The sequence below is a fragment of the Paenibacillus hemerocallicola genome, assembly GCF_006265175.1.
GTDB classification, from domain to species: domain Bacteria; phylum Bacillota; class Bacilli; order Paenibacillales; family NBRC-103111; genus Paenibacillus_AB; species Paenibacillus_AB hemerocallicola.
In genome coordinates this window covers 40274-57407 of record NZ_VDCQ01000051.1, presented here as the reverse complement: position 1 = coordinate 57407, position 17134 = coordinate 40274, and the positions used below count along the sequence as shown (strand labels likewise).

General features: G+C 57.1%; 14 protein-coding genes. 4 read left to right on the top strand and 10 right to left on the bottom strand.

Annotated features, from left to right (window positions below; all coding sequences use genetic code 11):
- The first annotated feature begins 665 nt into the window (after positions 1–665).
- Positions 666–1715, top strand: coding sequence for a hypothetical protein (locus tag FE784_RS28340; protein WP_139605620.1), 1050 nt, complete (start codon positions 666–668; stop codon positions 1713–1715).
- A 95-nt stretch (positions 1716–1810) separates the two neighbouring features.
- Here FE784_RS28340 and FE784_RS28335 read toward each other — a convergent pair whose 3' ends face one another.
- The 6 genes from FE784_RS28335 to FE784_RS28310 form a co-directional block, all read right to left on the bottom strand.
- The gene (locus FE784_RS28335; RefSeq protein ID WP_176706582.1) at positions 1811–2626 is read right to left on the bottom strand and encodes a nucleotidyltransferase domain-containing protein; all 816 of its coding nucleotides are present in this window, start codon (positions 2624–2626) and stop codon (positions 1811–1813) included.
- Positions 2627–2891: 265 nt separating this feature from the next.
- The gene (locus FE784_RS28330) at positions 2892–4319 is read right to left on the bottom strand and encodes an ABC transporter substrate-binding protein (RefSeq protein WP_139605618.1); all 1428 of its coding nucleotides are present in this window, start codon (positions 4317–4319) and stop codon (positions 2892–2894) included.
- On the bottom strand, positions 4300–5718 hold the full coding sequence (locus FE784_RS28325; RefSeq protein WP_139605617.1) for an ABC transporter permease: 1419 nt from the start codon (positions 5716–5718) through the stop codon (positions 4300–4302). Before FE784_RS28325 ends, FE784_RS28330 begins: the two co-directional genes overlap by 20 nt.
- A 13-nt stretch (positions 5719–5731) precedes the next feature.
- Complete coding sequence (locus FE784_RS28320) at positions 5732–6883, bottom strand: efflux RND transporter periplasmic adaptor subunit (RefSeq protein ID WP_139605616.1); 1152 nt, start codon at positions 6881–6883, stop codon at positions 5732–5734.
- A 42-nt stretch (positions 6884–6925) separates the two neighbouring features.
- Positions 6926–7780, bottom strand: a complete 855-nt coding sequence (locus tag FE784_RS28315; RefSeq protein ID WP_246132229.1) for a carbohydrate ABC transporter permease — start codon at positions 7778–7780, stop codon at positions 6926–6928.
- Positions 7781–7907: 127 nt separating this feature from the next.
- Positions 7908–8888, bottom strand: a complete 981-nt coding sequence (locus tag FE784_RS28310; RefSeq protein WP_139605615.1) for a carbohydrate ABC transporter permease — start codon at positions 8886–8888, stop codon at positions 7908–7910.
- Positions 8889–9010: 122 nt separating this feature from the next.
- Here FE784_RS28310 and FE784_RS28305 point away from each other — a divergent pair, with 122 nt between their 5' ends.
- Positions 9011–9694, top strand: coding sequence for a response regulator transcription factor (locus tag FE784_RS28305; protein WP_139605614.1), 684 nt, complete (start codon positions 9011–9013; stop codon positions 9692–9694).
- Complete coding sequence (locus FE784_RS28300) at positions 9691–11295, top strand: sensor histidine kinase (RefSeq protein ID WP_139605613.1); 1605 nt, start codon at positions 9691–9693, stop codon at positions 11293–11295. Before FE784_RS28305 ends, FE784_RS28300 begins: the two co-directional genes overlap by 4 nt.
- 9 nt (positions 11296–11304) lie before the next feature.
- Here FE784_RS28300 and FE784_RS28295 read toward each other — a convergent pair whose 3' ends face one another.
- Positions 11305–12183, bottom strand: coding sequence for an aldo/keto reductase (locus FE784_RS28295; protein WP_139605612.1), 879 nt, complete (start codon positions 12181–12183; stop codon positions 11305–11307).
- Between the two features lie 180 nt (positions 12184–12363).
- On the opposite strand from FE784_RS28295, the gene FE784_RS28290 reads away from it, so the two are divergent.
- Positions 12364–13716, top strand: coding sequence for an extracellular solute-binding protein (locus tag FE784_RS28290; RefSeq protein ID WP_176706581.1), 1353 nt, complete (start codon positions 12364–12366; stop codon positions 13714–13716).
- Positions 13717–14029: 313 nt separating this feature from the next.
- On the opposite strand, the gene FE784_RS28285 is transcribed toward FE784_RS28290, so the two are convergent.
- From FE784_RS28285 to FE784_RS28275, 3 genes are all read right to left on the bottom strand, one after another.
- Complete coding sequence (locus FE784_RS28285; RefSeq protein WP_139605610.1) at positions 14030–14908, bottom strand: amidohydrolase family protein; 879 nt, start codon at positions 14906–14908, stop codon at positions 14030–14032.
- Between the two features lie 62 nt (positions 14909–14970).
- The gene (locus FE784_RS28280; protein ID WP_139605609.1) at positions 14971–16221 is read right to left on the bottom strand and encodes an aspartate aminotransferase family protein; all 1251 of its coding nucleotides are present in this window, start codon (positions 16219–16221) and stop codon (positions 14971–14973) included.
- Between the two features lie 14 nt (positions 16222–16235).
- On the bottom strand, positions 16236–17120 hold the full coding sequence (locus tag FE784_RS28275; protein ID WP_139605608.1) for a carbon-nitrogen hydrolase family protein: 885 nt from the start codon (positions 17118–17120) through the stop codon (positions 16236–16238).
- Positions 17121–17134: the final 14 nt, after the last annotated feature.

Here is a 17134-nt window from a genome sequence, read left to right as displayed (position 1 = left end):
CGCAAGTACATTCCGGTACGCAAGCACATTCCGGTACGCAAGCACATTCCGGTACGCAAGCACATTCCAGTACGCAAGTATATTCTGGTACGTAAGCATATTCCGGTACGCAAGCATATTCTGGTACGTAAGCACATTCCGGTACATGATGGCGTATGCTCCTTGATCCAGACAAGAAGTGACAGTAACGAACAGAATTTTTGGAAGCGGTTACCACAATACTCTCGGCTGCTGGTCTCGTCCATATTTCCCGCGCTTCCTTTCCCCCAGCGTAACGGATCTAATGGTTGGAGCATCCGTCCGACAGACGAATAGATGGAGACGAATAGATGGGGAGAATAGATGGAAAACATGCATCTAAAATTGTCTTCGATCGTCGAAAACAAACTTGAACTGGAAAAAGTACAGTTATTTCGCCGGTATGATGGGGTGATGCGCCATATCGGGATAAATAAATGTACTTTTTCCATTTATCCGATGTGAACGGCTCTGTATCCGAAAAATAACTGTACGTTTTCCATTTGCGGCCGGAAGAGGATGGAAGTTACCTCTCCTTCCAACTACTTCTCCTTCCAACTACCTCTCCTTCCAACTACCTCTCATATACTTTATATGGAAACTTGTTCCGAAAGAGGTTATGATAGACGCAAAGGAGTGATGTTAACGTGAACAATTCGACTTCGCCATTAATTGGCCAAACGATCGCCTCCACCTCTATCGAATCCGGCGGACCGGAGCAAACGGATTTCGTCCAACTGCTCAAGGAGCATAATGACACTCCCGATACACTATACGCGAAGGTGACGGGGGACCGTATCGCCGAAGTGCTCGTTCCATTCAAAGGGAGCCGCTGCGCGCATTACGGCTTCGGCAAAAATCGCAACGACGATTTCATCTTGTTCCGGAACGGGGCCGTCTCCGATTTGGAGCCGGTCGCTCTTACCACCGGCGGACAAGGCTTTGCCGCCGTCAAACGGTTCGACATACTGCAGCCATGGAGCAACAAGGAATACGCCATCTGCGTCTCGCCTGCGGATTCCGGCTGCAAGCATCAATGGCTGCCCGAGCATAACCAAGTCGGAACGGTTTTCGCGATATCGCAGCGCATCTTTTTCGACGACGACGAGAATGCCGACTGGACGAAAGACGAAGCTTTCCGTCCCGTGCAATCCGTCCGGATCGAGCAGCGCATGATCGGCGTCCATCCAGACGAGCCTTCCGCTCCGCTCGCAGAAATCGATTGCACGCATACCGTCGATCGCAACGGGGTGTCTGTCCATTCCGTCATCAGATGGCTGCGTCCCGTGTCCATAGCGGCCGGCTACGGCATGATGTTTCCCGCAGTCGGCACGTTTATCGACAAGCTGGCTACCGGTCTCGGTCATGTTTACGAGGCTACGGCGACGGACCGGAGCAAAACGAACTTGATCGAGGACGATCGTTCGTTGAGCTACGCGGTCGTACATACGCCGGACGGACCCGATGGCGAGCACGACACGATCGCGGCGATGACGGTCCGCGATATCGCCGCCACATTCCGGTACGGCCAAGCCGGACGTCGCAGGAGCGGCTCCGTCGTATGGCTGGAGCACCGGAACGAATCGATCCAGAAGCTGTATCCGCAAGTGTACGACAACCACACGGTCCAACCGGGCGAAACGTACGAAGCGTCCGGGACTTACTTCATCGGAGAACTGCCTGCGGCGAAACGATAGTGGCGCCAGTAGAAGCAAATGGGAGTGTTTCTCGCCAGAAACACTCCCAACGAAGCTATCCCCCTTCCTCAATTCGGGCCGGGGGCTTCTTCACTTTAAATGCCGCGATTGCATTCCAAATGGATATGCCGCAACAGCTCCACCAGCTCCCGCAGCCTATCCCGCTGCGACGCGTAGTGGCGATCCGGCTCTCCGCGCTTGACGGCCATCGCTTCCCGGATCAAAGGATGCCAGTGCTCCGGCATCACTCTTAGACCGAATTCGCCGGCGCCCAGCTTGCTCGTAACGTCACGTTCCCGAATCGTATACAACTGCCGGAGCATCCCTAGCGAGCACCATTCGACCGCCTTGTCGACCCTGTCGGCGGTAATGTCCCGCTCCGATGAGTCCGTCGACTCGATTCGGGCGGCCAACCGGTTCACCCACCCCAGCCAGTAGCTGTTCATATTGAGGATCACATAATCGATGAGCGGCTCCGTCGGAGTCTCGAAGGCAAATGAGATTTCCCTGCCATAGACGCATATGCCGTTCCGTTTGAGAATCCACCAAGTGACCGGATTCAAGTCCGTCCCTTTTCCGTCGATATGCAGCTTTTTCTCGAAATAGGCCGGTACGGCGCCGATTTCGGCCGCCGGTTGGCCCAACTGCTCGCGGGTCAAGTACGCCCCCATAATATCCGAGCCGGGCATCGCCCGCTCCAGCTCCTCGTGCGCTTCTTCCACCATCCGGATGTGCCCGGAGTCCGGTCGGCCGCGAACGATCGCGATAAAATCGATATCGCTCGAATGCTCGACGTATGCGCCAAGCGCCACGGAGCCATAGACGTACACCGATTCGATCCATCCGGGCATTCTCGCCTCGAGTGCATCGCCAAGCAGGCTCATCGTTTTTTCCACAGTATTCGGCACCATCGGTGTGCAGTCTCCTTTCATTTGATCGTCGGTATAGGCTCATTTTATATCATGCTTCGGGGTAGATGTAATGAGGAGATCCTAATAATTTCATCATCGTTCCATGATACAGTGAACCTTACTTGCTATTTATGAACCGTATTTCATTACCCGAACGGCGTTACGGCTAATGGATGAAGGGCGCAGCGGCACTTTATCCCGACGGAACGTTCCCCTGCTGCACCCGACACGACAAAGACCCGCAGTCGCCCGCGGGTCCGTCACCTTATTCCTGCAAATACGTATTGATTTTGTTCTGTACCGACTTGGCCGCATCCTCTGCCGACTTTTGTCCGGTGAAATACGAAGCCGTTTCCTGCTCGATAATGGCAATTACCTTCGGGTCGGTTTCCGCATAAAGCCGGACGTTGTTCAACGCTTTTTCGATCCGGTCGATTTCATGCTGCTCGGGGGTTCTAAGCTTTAACTCCGTACCGTCCTTGTTCATCAGTTTCATCTGCATCTTGCCGTTGCCCGCTCCGATTTCCTTCAACTGCTCCTGGCGGGCCAGGCTCGCTTTCTTGTTGACCGCGAAGCCGCCCAGGTCGCGCGTTTGCTGCATCTCCTCGGACAGCATGAATTTGATGAATTCCCACGCTTCCTTCTTATGGCTCGACTTCGCGTTCACGGAGAGGAGCGCATCGGATGTAAACGAAAGGCCGCGCGTGTCGTTAAAGCCCGGTACATTGTACAATGCGCCTTTTCCGTCAAACTGCGCTTGCAAGATGAGAACCATGTCCTCGTATTGCTTCGGCGAGAAGCTGTTGAACAGCACGGTCGAACGGTCCATTCCCTCCTTCGTCACGAGCTTGGCGTCGGCCATGGACTTGCTGAGCTTCAGCATGTCCGTGAACGACTGGGTGTCGAATTTTTTCCCGGACCAATCGATAAGCTGGCCAAAGCCCGAATTGACCATACAGGAGAACAGCGCCGCCGCATCCGTATTGACGAGAGCATAGGCGTCCTGCACCCCGTCCTTGTTGGCGTCATGGGTGAGCGGCTCGACGATGGATTTGAAATCTTTCCAGGTCCATTTCGCATCGTCGATGGCGGCTCCGCCGAGAGCTGGCTTGTTGCCTATGAGCCAATTAAGCGATAGCTTGGCCGGCAGCGCATAGATCGCGTTTTTGTAAACCATCGCGTCGAAAATGTTGGTGTAATAGTCGTCCCGTTTGAAAGTCGAGTCTTGTTTCATCAAATCGCCGATATTTTCCAAAAGCTTCTTGTCGGCATATTTTTTGTACGGAAAGCTCCCGTCGGTCACGATGATGTCCGACGCTTTCCCGCTCATCAGCTCCGTATTGACCGTCGTGACGAATTTCTCCAAATTTTTCGGATCGGGCTTCTCTCCGGCCTTGACCGTCATCATTTTGCCGTCGGACGGCGGGGCGGCGACCGTTTCCTTGATCTCGATTTTGATGTCCGGATGGCTTTCCTCGAATTTCTGCTTGGCCAATTCCAGAAAACGGTTGGACGTCATAACCGACAGCGTAACGGTCGTCGGACCGCCCGCCGCGGGCTTGCCGCTATCCGCCGCAGCCGCTCCTTCGGCTCCTTCCGGCTTCGTGCCGCCGCTGCTTCCGCAAGCAGACAGCGCGGCCATCGACAAAATGGCTCCACTCGCAATCACGGTTTTAAACGTTTTGTTCCACATCGTTGCCTTCACCCTTTCGAATGGTAGTTGGGCTTCCTGCCGGCGGTACCGCCAGTGCGGCCAAGCCGAACAAACTTCCGAGCACGACAAGCTCCCGCCAGCGCACTTCGTAATCGGTACCTGCCCATCGTGCGGCAGCGGCGGCAATAAATAGAGCGACGACGAAATAAAGCGATAAACGGACGATACGCCGATCCGCCGCGAGCCGGAGCATCGACCATTCTCGCGTGCCGATCCATAGCAGCGGCAATCCCAGCAAAATGCCGACGGCCGTAAGACGGGACACGAGCATATTCACGCGTTCGTACATAAGCTCGCCCGGGGAAGCGACATAACCCATTGCATTTACTTGCTCCCGCCACCACTCCAGCCATATGTCGCGGTAAAACGTCCAATCGATGAGCACGTCGGGGACGAGCTCGGCCGGAATATAAAACTTGTAACGGATCGCGAGCCACACGCCGGTTGCGCAAATGGCCAGTGAAACGATAGCGAACGTATCGAAGGCAAGCTCCTTCCGGTACCGCCGAACCGCATCCGGCCAATCATCTGCGGCGGTTCCCCGACGCATAAGTCCGGCCGACCGCTTGATCCGGCCGAAGACGAGCCGCGCGCACAGCACCAAAGCCGCGACTCCTGCGGCGGCGAGCAGCAGCTTCGGCTTCTGGCCGACCCAATTCCGCTCCGCGACATAATTGACGATTTTGTATCGGGAGGGCTGCTTGCCGATCCCCGTCAAAGCTTTCTGGACATCGGAGGTCCCGGTCAAGGCCGTAGTTGCGCCCGCTTCCAGCTCGATCGCGGCCACCTTGACCGCTCCGTCCAGTTCGACCATCGTAGTAATCGGAATAAGCATGTCCGGCTTGCCGTTATCCGTCATCCAATCCAGAATCGTTCCTTGCTGTTCGTATACGCCGACGATCGTAAAGGTCGATCCCATCAGCCGCAAGCTCATTCCGACAACATCGCGGCCGGCAAACAGCCGCTCCGCCAGCCCGGCGCTTACGAGGGCGACGCGGGAATGCTCCGCGATCGAATTTTCGGTAATGAGGCCGCCGCGGTACAGCCAAATATTCGAGAAGCTCGCATAAGCCCCTCCGACACCGATCACATCCGCGGAGACGCTTTTCTCCCCTGCGGCAACCGTCGACAGCTTCCGAGCGGAATAGGCGACTGCCCCTTCCCACTTGCCCGCAAGCTTGTCGGCTTCCGCGATCGTCAAGCCCGCCGAGCCGGTCGGGTCTGCGGCCAGATCGACGCCGACTGCGAGCTTGCCGAGTCCTTTCTCGCCGCTCTCCTGCCGCCACTCCGCCAGCAGCGATTCGGATAATCCGCTGCAGGCGACCAGCAGCAGCACCCCGGCGAAAACGATCCATGACGTCAGACGCGTCCGCTTCATGCCGACTTCCTCCTTACTGCGCCATCATGACGCGATCTCCTTCGCCGATCGGCTTGCTGCTCGACACGATCAGCTGATCGTGCATGGTGACTCCGCTCTCGATCGACGCTTTACCGTCGTCCGAATCCCCGATTGTGACGGCAGCCCGCTGAGCGTAAAATTCGTTGCCGAGCGGTCCTTTTTTCTCCTTCAGCAAGAGCACGTATTTGCCGCTATCGTCTTCGCGTACGGCCGCGTTCGATACGAGCTGCCTGGACTGCGGCATCCGTTTGGCCGCGAACAGCTCGCCCGACTCTCCGCCCTTCAGCCGGGTATCCGACAATTCGACTACGAGCTCCTTGCGCTCCGATGCGGAACCGGAACCGGTCGACTGGCCGCCCGTGCCGGACACGGGATCGTTCACCTCGCTCAGCCTGCCCTTCACTCTCGCGTTGCCGAGCGAAGCGACGATAACGTCCACCTCGTCTCCCACGTTTACATACTTCGCCTTGGTAGCATCGATCGTCGTTTTGAAGCTGTACCCTTTCGATTGATCCGTCACGCGTGCGATCGCGCGGCCCGTTTGCGGGACCAGCCCCTCCGTCGCGTTCAATTCGACGACCTTCCCGTCAACAGTCGATACGAGCTTCGCCCCTTCCGCGAGCTTCGCCCGGAGCTGCCTGATTTTCCGTTCCTGAATTTGCAATTCCAGCCCGGCGCTGGTCAAATCGCGTTCGATGGACCGGCTTTGCAGCTCGTTGCCGGCTTTCTTCGCTTCGATCAAATTGTCCTGCAGCTTGCCGATCGAAAGCTTTTTTTGCTCGTAGCGGGCTTCTTCGTCCAGCAAGGAGTCGCGGGTTTCCTCCGTTCTGAACGTGACGAGCGTCTGCCCCGCGGTTACATAGTCCCCGACCTTGACAAACACTTGATCGACGGTCAGCCGGGTATCGAGATTCAGCTCCGCGACTTCGGCATTTTCAACCGTTCCCGTGCCCGTCACCTCGTGAGACAAGAAGCCGGGAGCCGGTTTCTCGACGGTCACCTGCGGCAGCGAGAAATTGAGCAGCGTATTGGAAAACAGCGTGAGCGTAACCATCAAGAGAGCGAACGCGGCGATGACGTTGCCGACGGTCCGTTTTCTCCGGGACGAGCCTGTTGACTGGGGCATACTATCCACCGTCTCCATTACCGATCGTTCTCCTCCGTTTCTGTATATCGTTCTGATCTTCTAGCCTTTGATGCCGGACAGCTGGATGCCTTCGATCAAGTATTGCTCGGCGTACAGCATGATGAGCAGCATAGGCGCCATATATATGGCGCACGCCGCGAACGCGATGCCCCGCTCGCCTTCTCCGATAACCGATAAATAGACCGACAGCGGCTGCTTCATCGGATCTTGCAGAAAGATGAGCGGCTGCTCCACCATATTCCAGTTGTCCACGAACGCGAGTATCGCCAGCGCGGCCATTCCCGGCTTGCACATCGGAAGCACGATCGTGGTGAAAATGCGGATATGCCCGGCCCCGTCCACGCGGGCCGCCTCGATGTAGCTGTACGGCACGACGAGCATGAACTGCCGCATCAGAAATACCCCGAACGCTCCGAATATGCCCGGGAGCACGATCGCCATATACGAATTCAGCAGTCCGAGCTTATCCGCGACGATGAAATTCGGGACGAGCGTGACCTGGAACGGCATGAGCATCGTCACGATATATGCGAAGAACATGGGCTCCCTCAGCCGGAACCGGAGCTGGGAGAACGCGTATCCCGCCAATGCCGCTACCGCCAGCTGTCCGATAATAATCGGGACGACGATGCGGACCGAATTCCAGAACATGATCAGAAACTGCTGCTTTTTGACGAGTACGTCATAATATTGCGCGAGCGTCACCTTGTCGGGAATCCATTTCAGGTTGACGTATGTACCCGCGACGCGCGGGTCGTCGGCGTTTTCTTTATTGTTCGATATCGCATAGAAGTTGACGGAAATTTCGCTCTCGGCCATCAGCGAATTCGTGAGCGTCAGGACGATCGGAAATATGAACAATGCGGACAATCCGAGCAATATGGCCGTAAGCATGACTTTCTGCACCCCGGCTCCGATCCTCCGCCTCGATTTCCGGCCTTGTCCGAACCGTTTAACCCCGTATGCGCCCGCGGAAGTCGATTCCATATCCGGCTGCAAGGTCCCCCTCCTTCCCCGATCTTTATCCGAGCGATTTGGCGAAACGCCTCTCCACCCTGAATAGGACGAACACGAGCGCCACGATGACGACCGCCATCAGAAATGCGGCGCTGGTCAGCTTCTGGTAGTCCAGCGATTTGAACATGTTGTTCATGTAGTGCTGCAGCATGTAAATCCGCTCCTGCGGGTATTCCCCGGCGATCATGTACGTTTCGCGAAACACCTTGAACGAATTGATGATCGACATGATGAAGACGAAGAACGAGGTCGGCGTCAAGCAGACGATCGTAATGGAACGCCACTTTCGAAACCGGCCCGCCCCGTCGATCGAAGCGGCTTCGTAATAGTCGGCCGGAATGTTTTGCAGCCCGGCCAAAAACAGCACCATGTTGTAGCCGACGTTTTTCCACAAATAAACGACGACGACGACCCAGAAAGCCATGCCGCTCTCCATCCAGTCTTTCGGCTCGTAACCTAGCGCCCCCAGCCATCCGTTCAGACTGCCGTTCAAGTCGAACAGCACTTGCCAGACGAGCACGACGGAGGCGACCGGAATGACGAGCGGAGCGAGAAAGCCGATCCGGAACCAGTTCCGCATATAAATGCCGCGGTTCAGCATCATCGCGAGAAGCAGCGACAGAAGCATATTCAGCGGCACGCTGACCGAAGTAAACAGCAGCGTATTGAGCGCGGCCCGGCGAAATACTTCGTTTCCGAGCAGCTCGGTATAGTTGCTCAGTCCGACGAACGAGCCGTCTATCGGCGCATCCTTTAGCGAATACGTAAACCCGATGCCGAACGGAATGAGGAAAAAGACGGAGAAGCCGAGCAGGCTCGGGGCCAAAAACAGGCCGGCCGTCCATCCGTCGCCGAACCGGAGCCGGAATCCGCTCCGGCTAGCGGGTTTGTTCGGCTTTATACCGAGCGGCTGTTCCGGTGCTTCCGTATGCGCGGGACGGACAAGCCGGACTCGCGTTAGCAGCCGTCTCCAATGGTTGTTCATGTCGTTTTTATACCCCCGCCTTTCTTTGCCGGATGTGCAAAAGGTTGCGATCCTATCGTAATCCGTCAATGTGACAACCGTGTGAACGGATGCTACAATGGGGGCGGGAGCGTGGATGCAGGATGGGGAAAACGATTATGATCGTCGAAGACGAGCTCAAAATGCGCAGGCTGCTCGTCGATTATTTGAGCCATGAAGGCTATGAAACCGTGGAAGCCGCCAATGGCCTGGAAGCGATGCAGCGGTTCGAGCCCGGGCGGATCGACATGATCCTATTGGATATCATGATGCCTTATATGGACGGATTCGCCGTATGCAAAGCGATGCGCGAGAAATCCGACGTCCGGATCGTACTCTTGACCGCCAAGGCGGAAGAGTACGACAAGCTGCAGGGCTACGGCCTCGGCGCGGACGATTATGTGACGAAGCCGTTCAGTCCGAAGGTGCTTCTCGCGAAAATCAAGGCGCTGTTCAAACGGATGGACACGGAGGCGGCGGCGGATTCGGAAGCCACGATACGGTACGAAGGGCTGGAGATGGATCCGGATGCTCACGAAATTCGCCTTGACGGACGGCCGATTCCGTTTGCCCGCAAAGAATACGAGCTGCTGCAATACTTGCTCCGCAACCGGAACATCACGCTGTCCCGAGAACAAATACTGGAACAAGTATGGGGCTTCGACTATGAAGGCGACATCCGTACCGTAGATACCCATATCAAGCGCGTCAGGCAGAAGCTGGAGCACAAATCCGGACTGATCGCCACCGTCAAAGGATACGGGTACAAATTCGAGGTGAGACGATGATCAAACGGTTCCGTAAAATTTCCACCAAGCTGTTCGTGCTCACGTCGTTATTCCTCACCGTCTTTCTGACGCTGCTCATGATTGTGCAGTCGAGCTTTTTCGAATCGTATTATGAACGCAAAAAAATAAACGAGCTCAAAAACGGGCTCGAGACTTTCAAGGAAACCTATTACAAAGGTCCGGAGGACGTGGACCGGTTGACCGAGCGGTTCTCGGAGTTCGAGAAGCGCAACTCGGCCACGGTCGCGATCTCGCAAGTAAGGGACGGCTTACTCCTGCTGAACACCCAATCCCGTATGACCATCATCCAGATGGTCGACAAGAACGGCGAAGCCATTCAACGCGAGACTCGGCAGCAAATTGTAACCCCCGGACCGGACAACGGTCTGAAAACGGTGATGGCCGCGAGAAGCAAGTGGCAGAACGATTCGGGTCTTGTCCGGCGGGTGCTCGATCTGGGCGAGACGGTTACGTTCGTGGACAGGAACAGCGGCGGAAGCTCCAACACGATCGCAGCCGTAACCGCCCTCGGAAGCGATAGGGCGAGCGAATACGCGCTGATCGCCGTTTCATCGCTTCAGCCGGTAGGCGAGGCGGCGGGAATCGTTAAAGACTTTTACGTTTATTTCCTGTTGCTGGCGATCGCGCTCCTCGTATTGCTTACTTTTGCGTTCTCCCGCATCATTTCTCGCCCCCTCGTCAAGCTGAACGAGGCAGCCGAACGGATGTCGAAGCTGGATTTTACGGCGAAATGCGACGACGAATCGCGGGATGAGATCGGCAGCCTCGGAGGAACGCTGAACTTCCTGTCGCAAAACTTGAACGATACGCTCGGCCAGCTGAATTCGGCTAACGAGAAGCTGAAGGCCGACATCGAGAACGAGAAACGGCTGGAACGGCTGCGCCGGGAATTCGTCGCCAGCGTCTCGCACGAGCTGAAAACGCCGATCAGCCTGATCGGCGGCTACGCGGAAGGACTTCGGGACGATATCGTGCAAGGGGAACGGCGTCACGAATATTTGGACGTCATCGTCGAAGAGACGGAACGGATGGCCAGTATCGTCAAAGATATGCTCGACTTGTCGCAGCTCGAGGCCGGCAAATACATTCTTCGCAAGGAGCCGTTCCGGATCGGCGCGCTGGCCGGGTCGCTCGCGGACAAAATGTTCGTGGAGCCGAAAAAGCGGATCGTATGCGAGGTCGAGCTGGAGGACGCGGGAGCCGTCGTATTCGGCGACGAGTTCCGCATCGGGCAAGTATTGACCAATTTGATCGGCAATGCGATCAAGCATGTGCCGGAAGACGGCAAAATCCGCATCGGCACCGAGGAAGGACCGGGCAGCGGAGTGCCCGGCTCGCACGGCACCGTGCGGATCGAGGTTTACAACGACGGCGCCCCGATACCGGATGCGGACCTGCCGTATATATGGGATACGTTCTATACCGTAGACAAATCGGGAAGCCGGGAGCTCGGCAGCGGGTCCGGAATCGGACTCGCCATCGTCAAGCAGATTTTGACGCTGCACGGCAGCGAGTTCGGCGTCCGCAACGAGGAGGGCGGCGTGCTGTTTTACTTTATGCTGCCGCTCGCCGAAGAGTAGTCGCCGCCCTCAGGCAATGGAGGTCGGCGAGCCGAACGGACTGGCGTAATCGGGAATGGCCGCCAGCAGAGCTTGCGCTTCCGCGTCGTCCATCTTGCCGAATCGTTCTACGGCCTCGACGATACCCGGGAACAAGCCGACATCGCCGGCGCTCGCAAAAGCGTTGATCCCTTCATGCGACAGCGCGTAATGAACGCATGCGTCGATCGTCCGCCGATCGCCGAACGGCTCGTACCACGTAGCGCGATCGCGCGTCTGGCCGGCCGCCCACGGCCCTTTGGCCACAGCCTTGATGACCCGCAGCGGAATACCCTTGCTTGACGTCTCGGCGACCAGCGAATCGAACGATTGGCGGTATTCCGGCAGCGAATACAAGTAATAATTGAACGGTGTGAGCACGGTCTCGAAATCGAAGCGGCGAAGAGCCTCGAGATGTACCGCCGGAGCGAAATGACCGTGACCGGTAATGCCGATATGGGTCACCAGCCCTTCCTCCTTCGCTTCGAGCGCCGCTTCGAGTGCTCCGCCGGACGACACGCACTTGTCCAGCTCCTCGATCGTGCCGACCGAGTGAAGCTGCAGCAGGTCGAGACGGTCGGTGCGCAGCCGCTCGAGCGAGCGCAGGATGTCCTCCTTCGCTTCCTTCCTGCCGCGCTGCGTCGTCTTCGTGGCCAGAAACACTCGGTTGCGGATTTCCGGAATCCATTTGCCGAGCCGCAATTCGGAATCTCCGTAGCTGGCTGCCGTATCGATATGGTTCACGCCGTGCTCGAGCGCGTATGCGATCGAACGATCGGCCTCCTCCTGGGTGACGCTGCCCAGCTTCGCCCCGCCGAACAGCAGCACCGAGCTTTCGAAGCCGATCCGGCCCATTTTTCGTTTCAACATGTCCCACGCCTCCTTTGATCCTTACTATACGCTTCGCCTCACGGAAATAAAAGTCCGGTTTGCCATTACGCAGTTTCCCTCCCCCGCTCCATGGAACTTGCCGCAAAAACATGTATAATGAGTACATGTACCGATCCTTTACCCATATCCAAATACCGGAAGGAGCTTCATTCCAACAGTATGCGCAGAGCGAGCGATTTTCTTTATGTCCGATTATATAAAACGTTGAAGGAACAAATATTGACCGGCCTGATCAAGCCCGGAGAGTACCTGCTGCCGGAAAACGATTTGTGCAAATTTTACGGATTGAGCCGCAATTCGGTGCGCAAAGCATTGGAGGAGCTGCATAAGGAAGGGCTTGTCGTCAAAAAGGTCGGTCTCGGCACGATGGTGCCCGCCGATGTGTCCATTCCAAGCGACGACCGGAAAATATTGCGGATCGCGGCCCCTTTTCCGGCCTATTTCGTCGATAACGGGCTGCATGTCATCTGCGACGCGTTCCGGCAAAAATATCCGCATGTGGACCTCCACGTCCTCAGCTTGCCGTCGGATACGTTTAACGAATCGCTAAGGCAAACCGACCGGATGGGGTTTTGCCCGGATGTCGTGCTGATCGGGGAAAGCCAGCTGTCGAACATGGAGAAGCGGGACGCCTTCATCGATCTGGCGCCTGTCGTCGGCGACATGCTCGATGCCGTCTACCCGAAGCTGCGCGATACGTTTTGTCCGGAACACCCGATAACCGCGATGCCGATCACCTTCTCTCCGGTAAGTCTCGTCTACAACCCGGATTTGTTCCGGGCAGCAGGAATCCCCTATCCGGGTCCCCGTTGGAATGTCGACGATTTCACGGACGCCGCCGAGCGGGTCACTTCGATCTCCGACGGCCGGATCGACCGGTTCGGCTTCAGCCTGTACCCGTCTCTCAATCGTTGGCTCGTCTTCGCCCTGCAAAACGGGATGCGCCCCGACGACAAAGACCACCGGCCGAAAATCGCCGAGGCGCTCGACAGGCTGCAAGACTGGCTGCACCGCAAACGGATCGCCACCGTATACACGGACAGCAAAAACTTGATCAATCCGTTCATCTATGGGAAATCGGCTATGACGCTGACTACGCTGTTCGAGATGTCTACCTGGGCCGAGCGCGGAATCGACTTCACGCCGGAAATCGCCCCGCTGCCGTTCGGCGATACGAAATCGACGCTCATGCAGGCGAATTTGCTGATGGTGCCCGCCGCATGCGCCGATCCGCATCTGTCCTCGGAATTCGTCAGAATGGCGCTGCAAGCCGACGTGCAGCGGACGTTGTGCGAGAATACGCCTTTTCTGTCCGTCATGGGGACCGTAAACGATGCCGCCAGGACGCCCGCCTATATGCATGCCATCAATATCGGGGGCGGGTTGATCGACCGGAACTACTTTTTGCACGAGCTGCTCGGCCACCAGGTCGACCATACCGATCTGATGGCCGAGATGAGCCTGTTCTGGCTTGGCCTGGAGGATGCCCGCACGATCGCCGAACATTTCTAATCGCCGAATAAGGCTCGCCTCGTCCTGCTTCTCCGATTTCTTGGCGGAGATAGCGGTTACTTCGGCATTTGTGCGAGAATTCGCGAAGTAATTTTGGTCTCAAGAGGCTCTTATCTTCGTTAATGGCAGTCCGTTCGGGATAATTGCAGACGTTTGCGACTCTTATTTTCGGGCAAACACCCCGAATCCCAGCTGCTGCACCATGGCGATCACACCAAAATCAAGCTGCAATACCCGTTCATTCGCACGCAAAACGCATAACGCAAAAGCCCCTAACCGCTCGCGGTCGGGGGCTTTGCTTGCGAAGCTACACTTAATCGATTCCGAGCAAACTGGCGGCATTGCCCCGGCATAAGGCCGCGCGCTTGTCCGCCCCGATGTCGGCTGCGGCAAGCTGCAGCACGGTCGCCTCCGGCACTTGAATCGGAGCGCAGGAGCCGTACCCGAGCCGATTGCCCAAGCTGCCGCGGCCAAGCGAAGCAACGGCCCCTATGGGTCCGTTGGTGAACCACAAATCGAGCAGTATGCGATCCGTGTTATGGCCCGCGTTCAAATGCTCGCTGACGCTATTCCATTCGTGAGCGCGCAATCCGCTCAACACGACGGGCGTATCGCCGGTCAGGCGGAGAAGCTCTGCGAGCTCGTGAAACGATACCGGCTTGACGGGAAATCTCGGGTGAACGAGCCTATCGTCCTCCAGCCGTACGCATATGTGCAGCGGAAGCTTATGCCGCGCGACCCGGTCCGCAAGCTCCGCGGCCTGCGGCGACGTCAAGGCGTATCCGTGGTAGCCGGGCACGAGCCTGATGCCTCGCGCGCCTTCCCTGACCGCCCAATCGAGCTCGAGCTCCCATCCCGGTTCCGCCGGATTCAGAATGGCGAACGGCCACAGCCGCTCATCCGAGGCGGCCTCCCGGAACAGCTCCTCATTGCCGGACCGCGTATCGAAGCCGAATATCGAAGCGATATGGCTGACGCACATGACGCTTATTCCGAAACGGTCGGCCATACTGGTCAGATCTTCGGTTGACGCGCGTATTTGCAGCCGTGTCGGCCATTGGCCCATAAATACCGTCAAGTCGATCGCCCGCTCCCGTTCGAACGGCTCGAGCAGCCGCATTGCCGGATGAACGGATCGGCTGCCGTTCGACCCGTGATCTTGCGCGAATGTTGGTTTCTCGCTTATTGCCATCGTCTGTACCTCCGCTTGAAGTTATAGGTTGCATAGGCTCTGTGAACCGCCGGGAGGAACGATCAATCGGAAGTCGATTCCAAATATTCGTCGCATGCCCGTTCCAGCCGTGCAAGCGCTTCGGCAATATCCTCGTCCCGGTGGCTGAAATTGACATAGGAAACATTGTATAGCGACACTCCGTGCTTGTAGGCGAGCCGGAAGAAGAGCGGCAGTACGTCCCCGCCCGCCTTGCCTTCCGTTGCGGCGAACGCCGGGCACGGCCAGAATCCGCGAATCGTGGCGGGAATGCCTTTACTCTCGAACAACCGCTTCAATCCGCCCCACATCGCTTCCCCCTGCCTCCACAAAAAGCCGGGAACGTCGTGATTGCGGTATATATCGATGCACGCCTTCGCGGCGGCGAGCGACAACGTTTCTCCTCCGAACGTGGAGGAAATGACTACATTGCCGGGAGCGCAGCAGGACATGACTTCTTTGCGGCCGGCATATACGGACAGCGGCATGCCGTTGGCAATCCCTTTGCTGAATACGGCCAGATCGGGGGTTACGCCGAAATATTGCTGGACCCCGCCGATAGCGATTCGGAAGCCCGTCACGATTTCATCAAAGACGAGCAGAGAGCCGTGCTTGTCGGCCAGCGCCCGCACGGCGGGATAAAACGCGCCTCCCGCCTCCATCGTTCCGTACTCGGCGGCGATGACGACCGCCGCGATTTGGCCGTCGAATTCCTCGAACAAACGCTCCAACGCCGGGATATCGTTCCAGCGGCAAGCATGATGGAGGCTGCTTACCGCCAGAGGCACGCCCGGCAGCACTTGCGCCGTCCGTCCGGGCATCGCCGCTCCTCCGACCGCATTGCTGTTCAGCCATCCGTTGTAGCCGATCTGAACGATATGATCGCGGCCGGTATAGGCTCGCGCCAATTTGACAGCGGCGGCTATCGCTTCTCCTCCCGTCTTCAGAAAACGGGCCTGCTCGGCGCAAGGGATCAGCTCGCAAACCAGCTCGGCCACCTCGCCCTCGAGCGGGTGGGGATGACCGTAAATGATCCCGTTATCCAGCTGGCGCCGGATCGCCTCATCGACGGCCGGATATCCGTAACCGAGCGTTACGGGGCCGAGCCCGTTGCGGAAGTCGATAAATTCCCTGCCGTCGGCATCCCATACCCGGCAGCCTTTCCCCTTCACGATAACCCCCGGCTCTTCGGGAGCGTACAAAGGTGCTTTCGAACCAGTGCTCGACCCGCACGGGATCGTTCTGTTCATTCTTGCCGTCCATTGTTGCGATTGCGTTATTATTTTGTCGGGCATTTGCTTTTCCTCTCCTATTGCGTCTCTTTCGGACGCGTCAGCATTCCGTATGCTTCAGGCTTGCGATGATCGAACATCGCTTGCTTGTAATCGACGATATCGTTATAGCAGAAGCTGTGCGCCCTTCGTTTGTCGTTCAGATCGACGACCGCCGTCGCGATTCCTTCCTCGCGGCCCGCATCGGCGAGAATAATTCCATCGTCATTCACGATACCGGAACGACCCAAAAACATGCCGGGCGCCCAATGGTTTTTATCCGATTTGCAGCTGTAGGAGGACGAGACGAAGACGCACCCGTTGTCGATCGCCCGGGATTTCAGCTGCACCTCCCACATCACCTCTCCCCATCCGCTCTGGAAATGCGGCCAAAAGATCAGCTCGGCCCCCATCAATGCCGTGCATCGCGCACTTTCCACAAAGCTGTTGTCATGGCATACGATAGCCCCGATTTTTCCGAAATCGAGGTCGAATACCATGAACTGCCGTCCCGGCTTTACGCCTATACTTATTTCCGGAACGGTAGGATGCACCTTGTGGTAGACGCCCCGCACGGCTCCTTTGCGGTCAAGAATGACGCAGCTGTTGTATATATGGCCCTGATCCTGCAAAAAGACAGGGACAACAGCATTCATGCCGTACCGCGCGCACATCTGTGATAAGTCACGGAAGAGCGGACTGTCCAACCGTTCCGCATGATCCGTCATGATGTCCGCCCGCAGCGGAATTCCCGCATGCGTGAACGTCTCCGGAAGCAGCACGATATCGCATCCGCGACCGCCCGCTTTATGCATAAGATCGGACATGCGCTCGATATTGGCCAGTCTTCCTTCCTTGGCCTCGGCAGCCTTGTATACGGTCAGCTTAGGTTGAACGGTGCCGATCAGCACTTCTCTCTTCATGGAAGCTCCTCCCC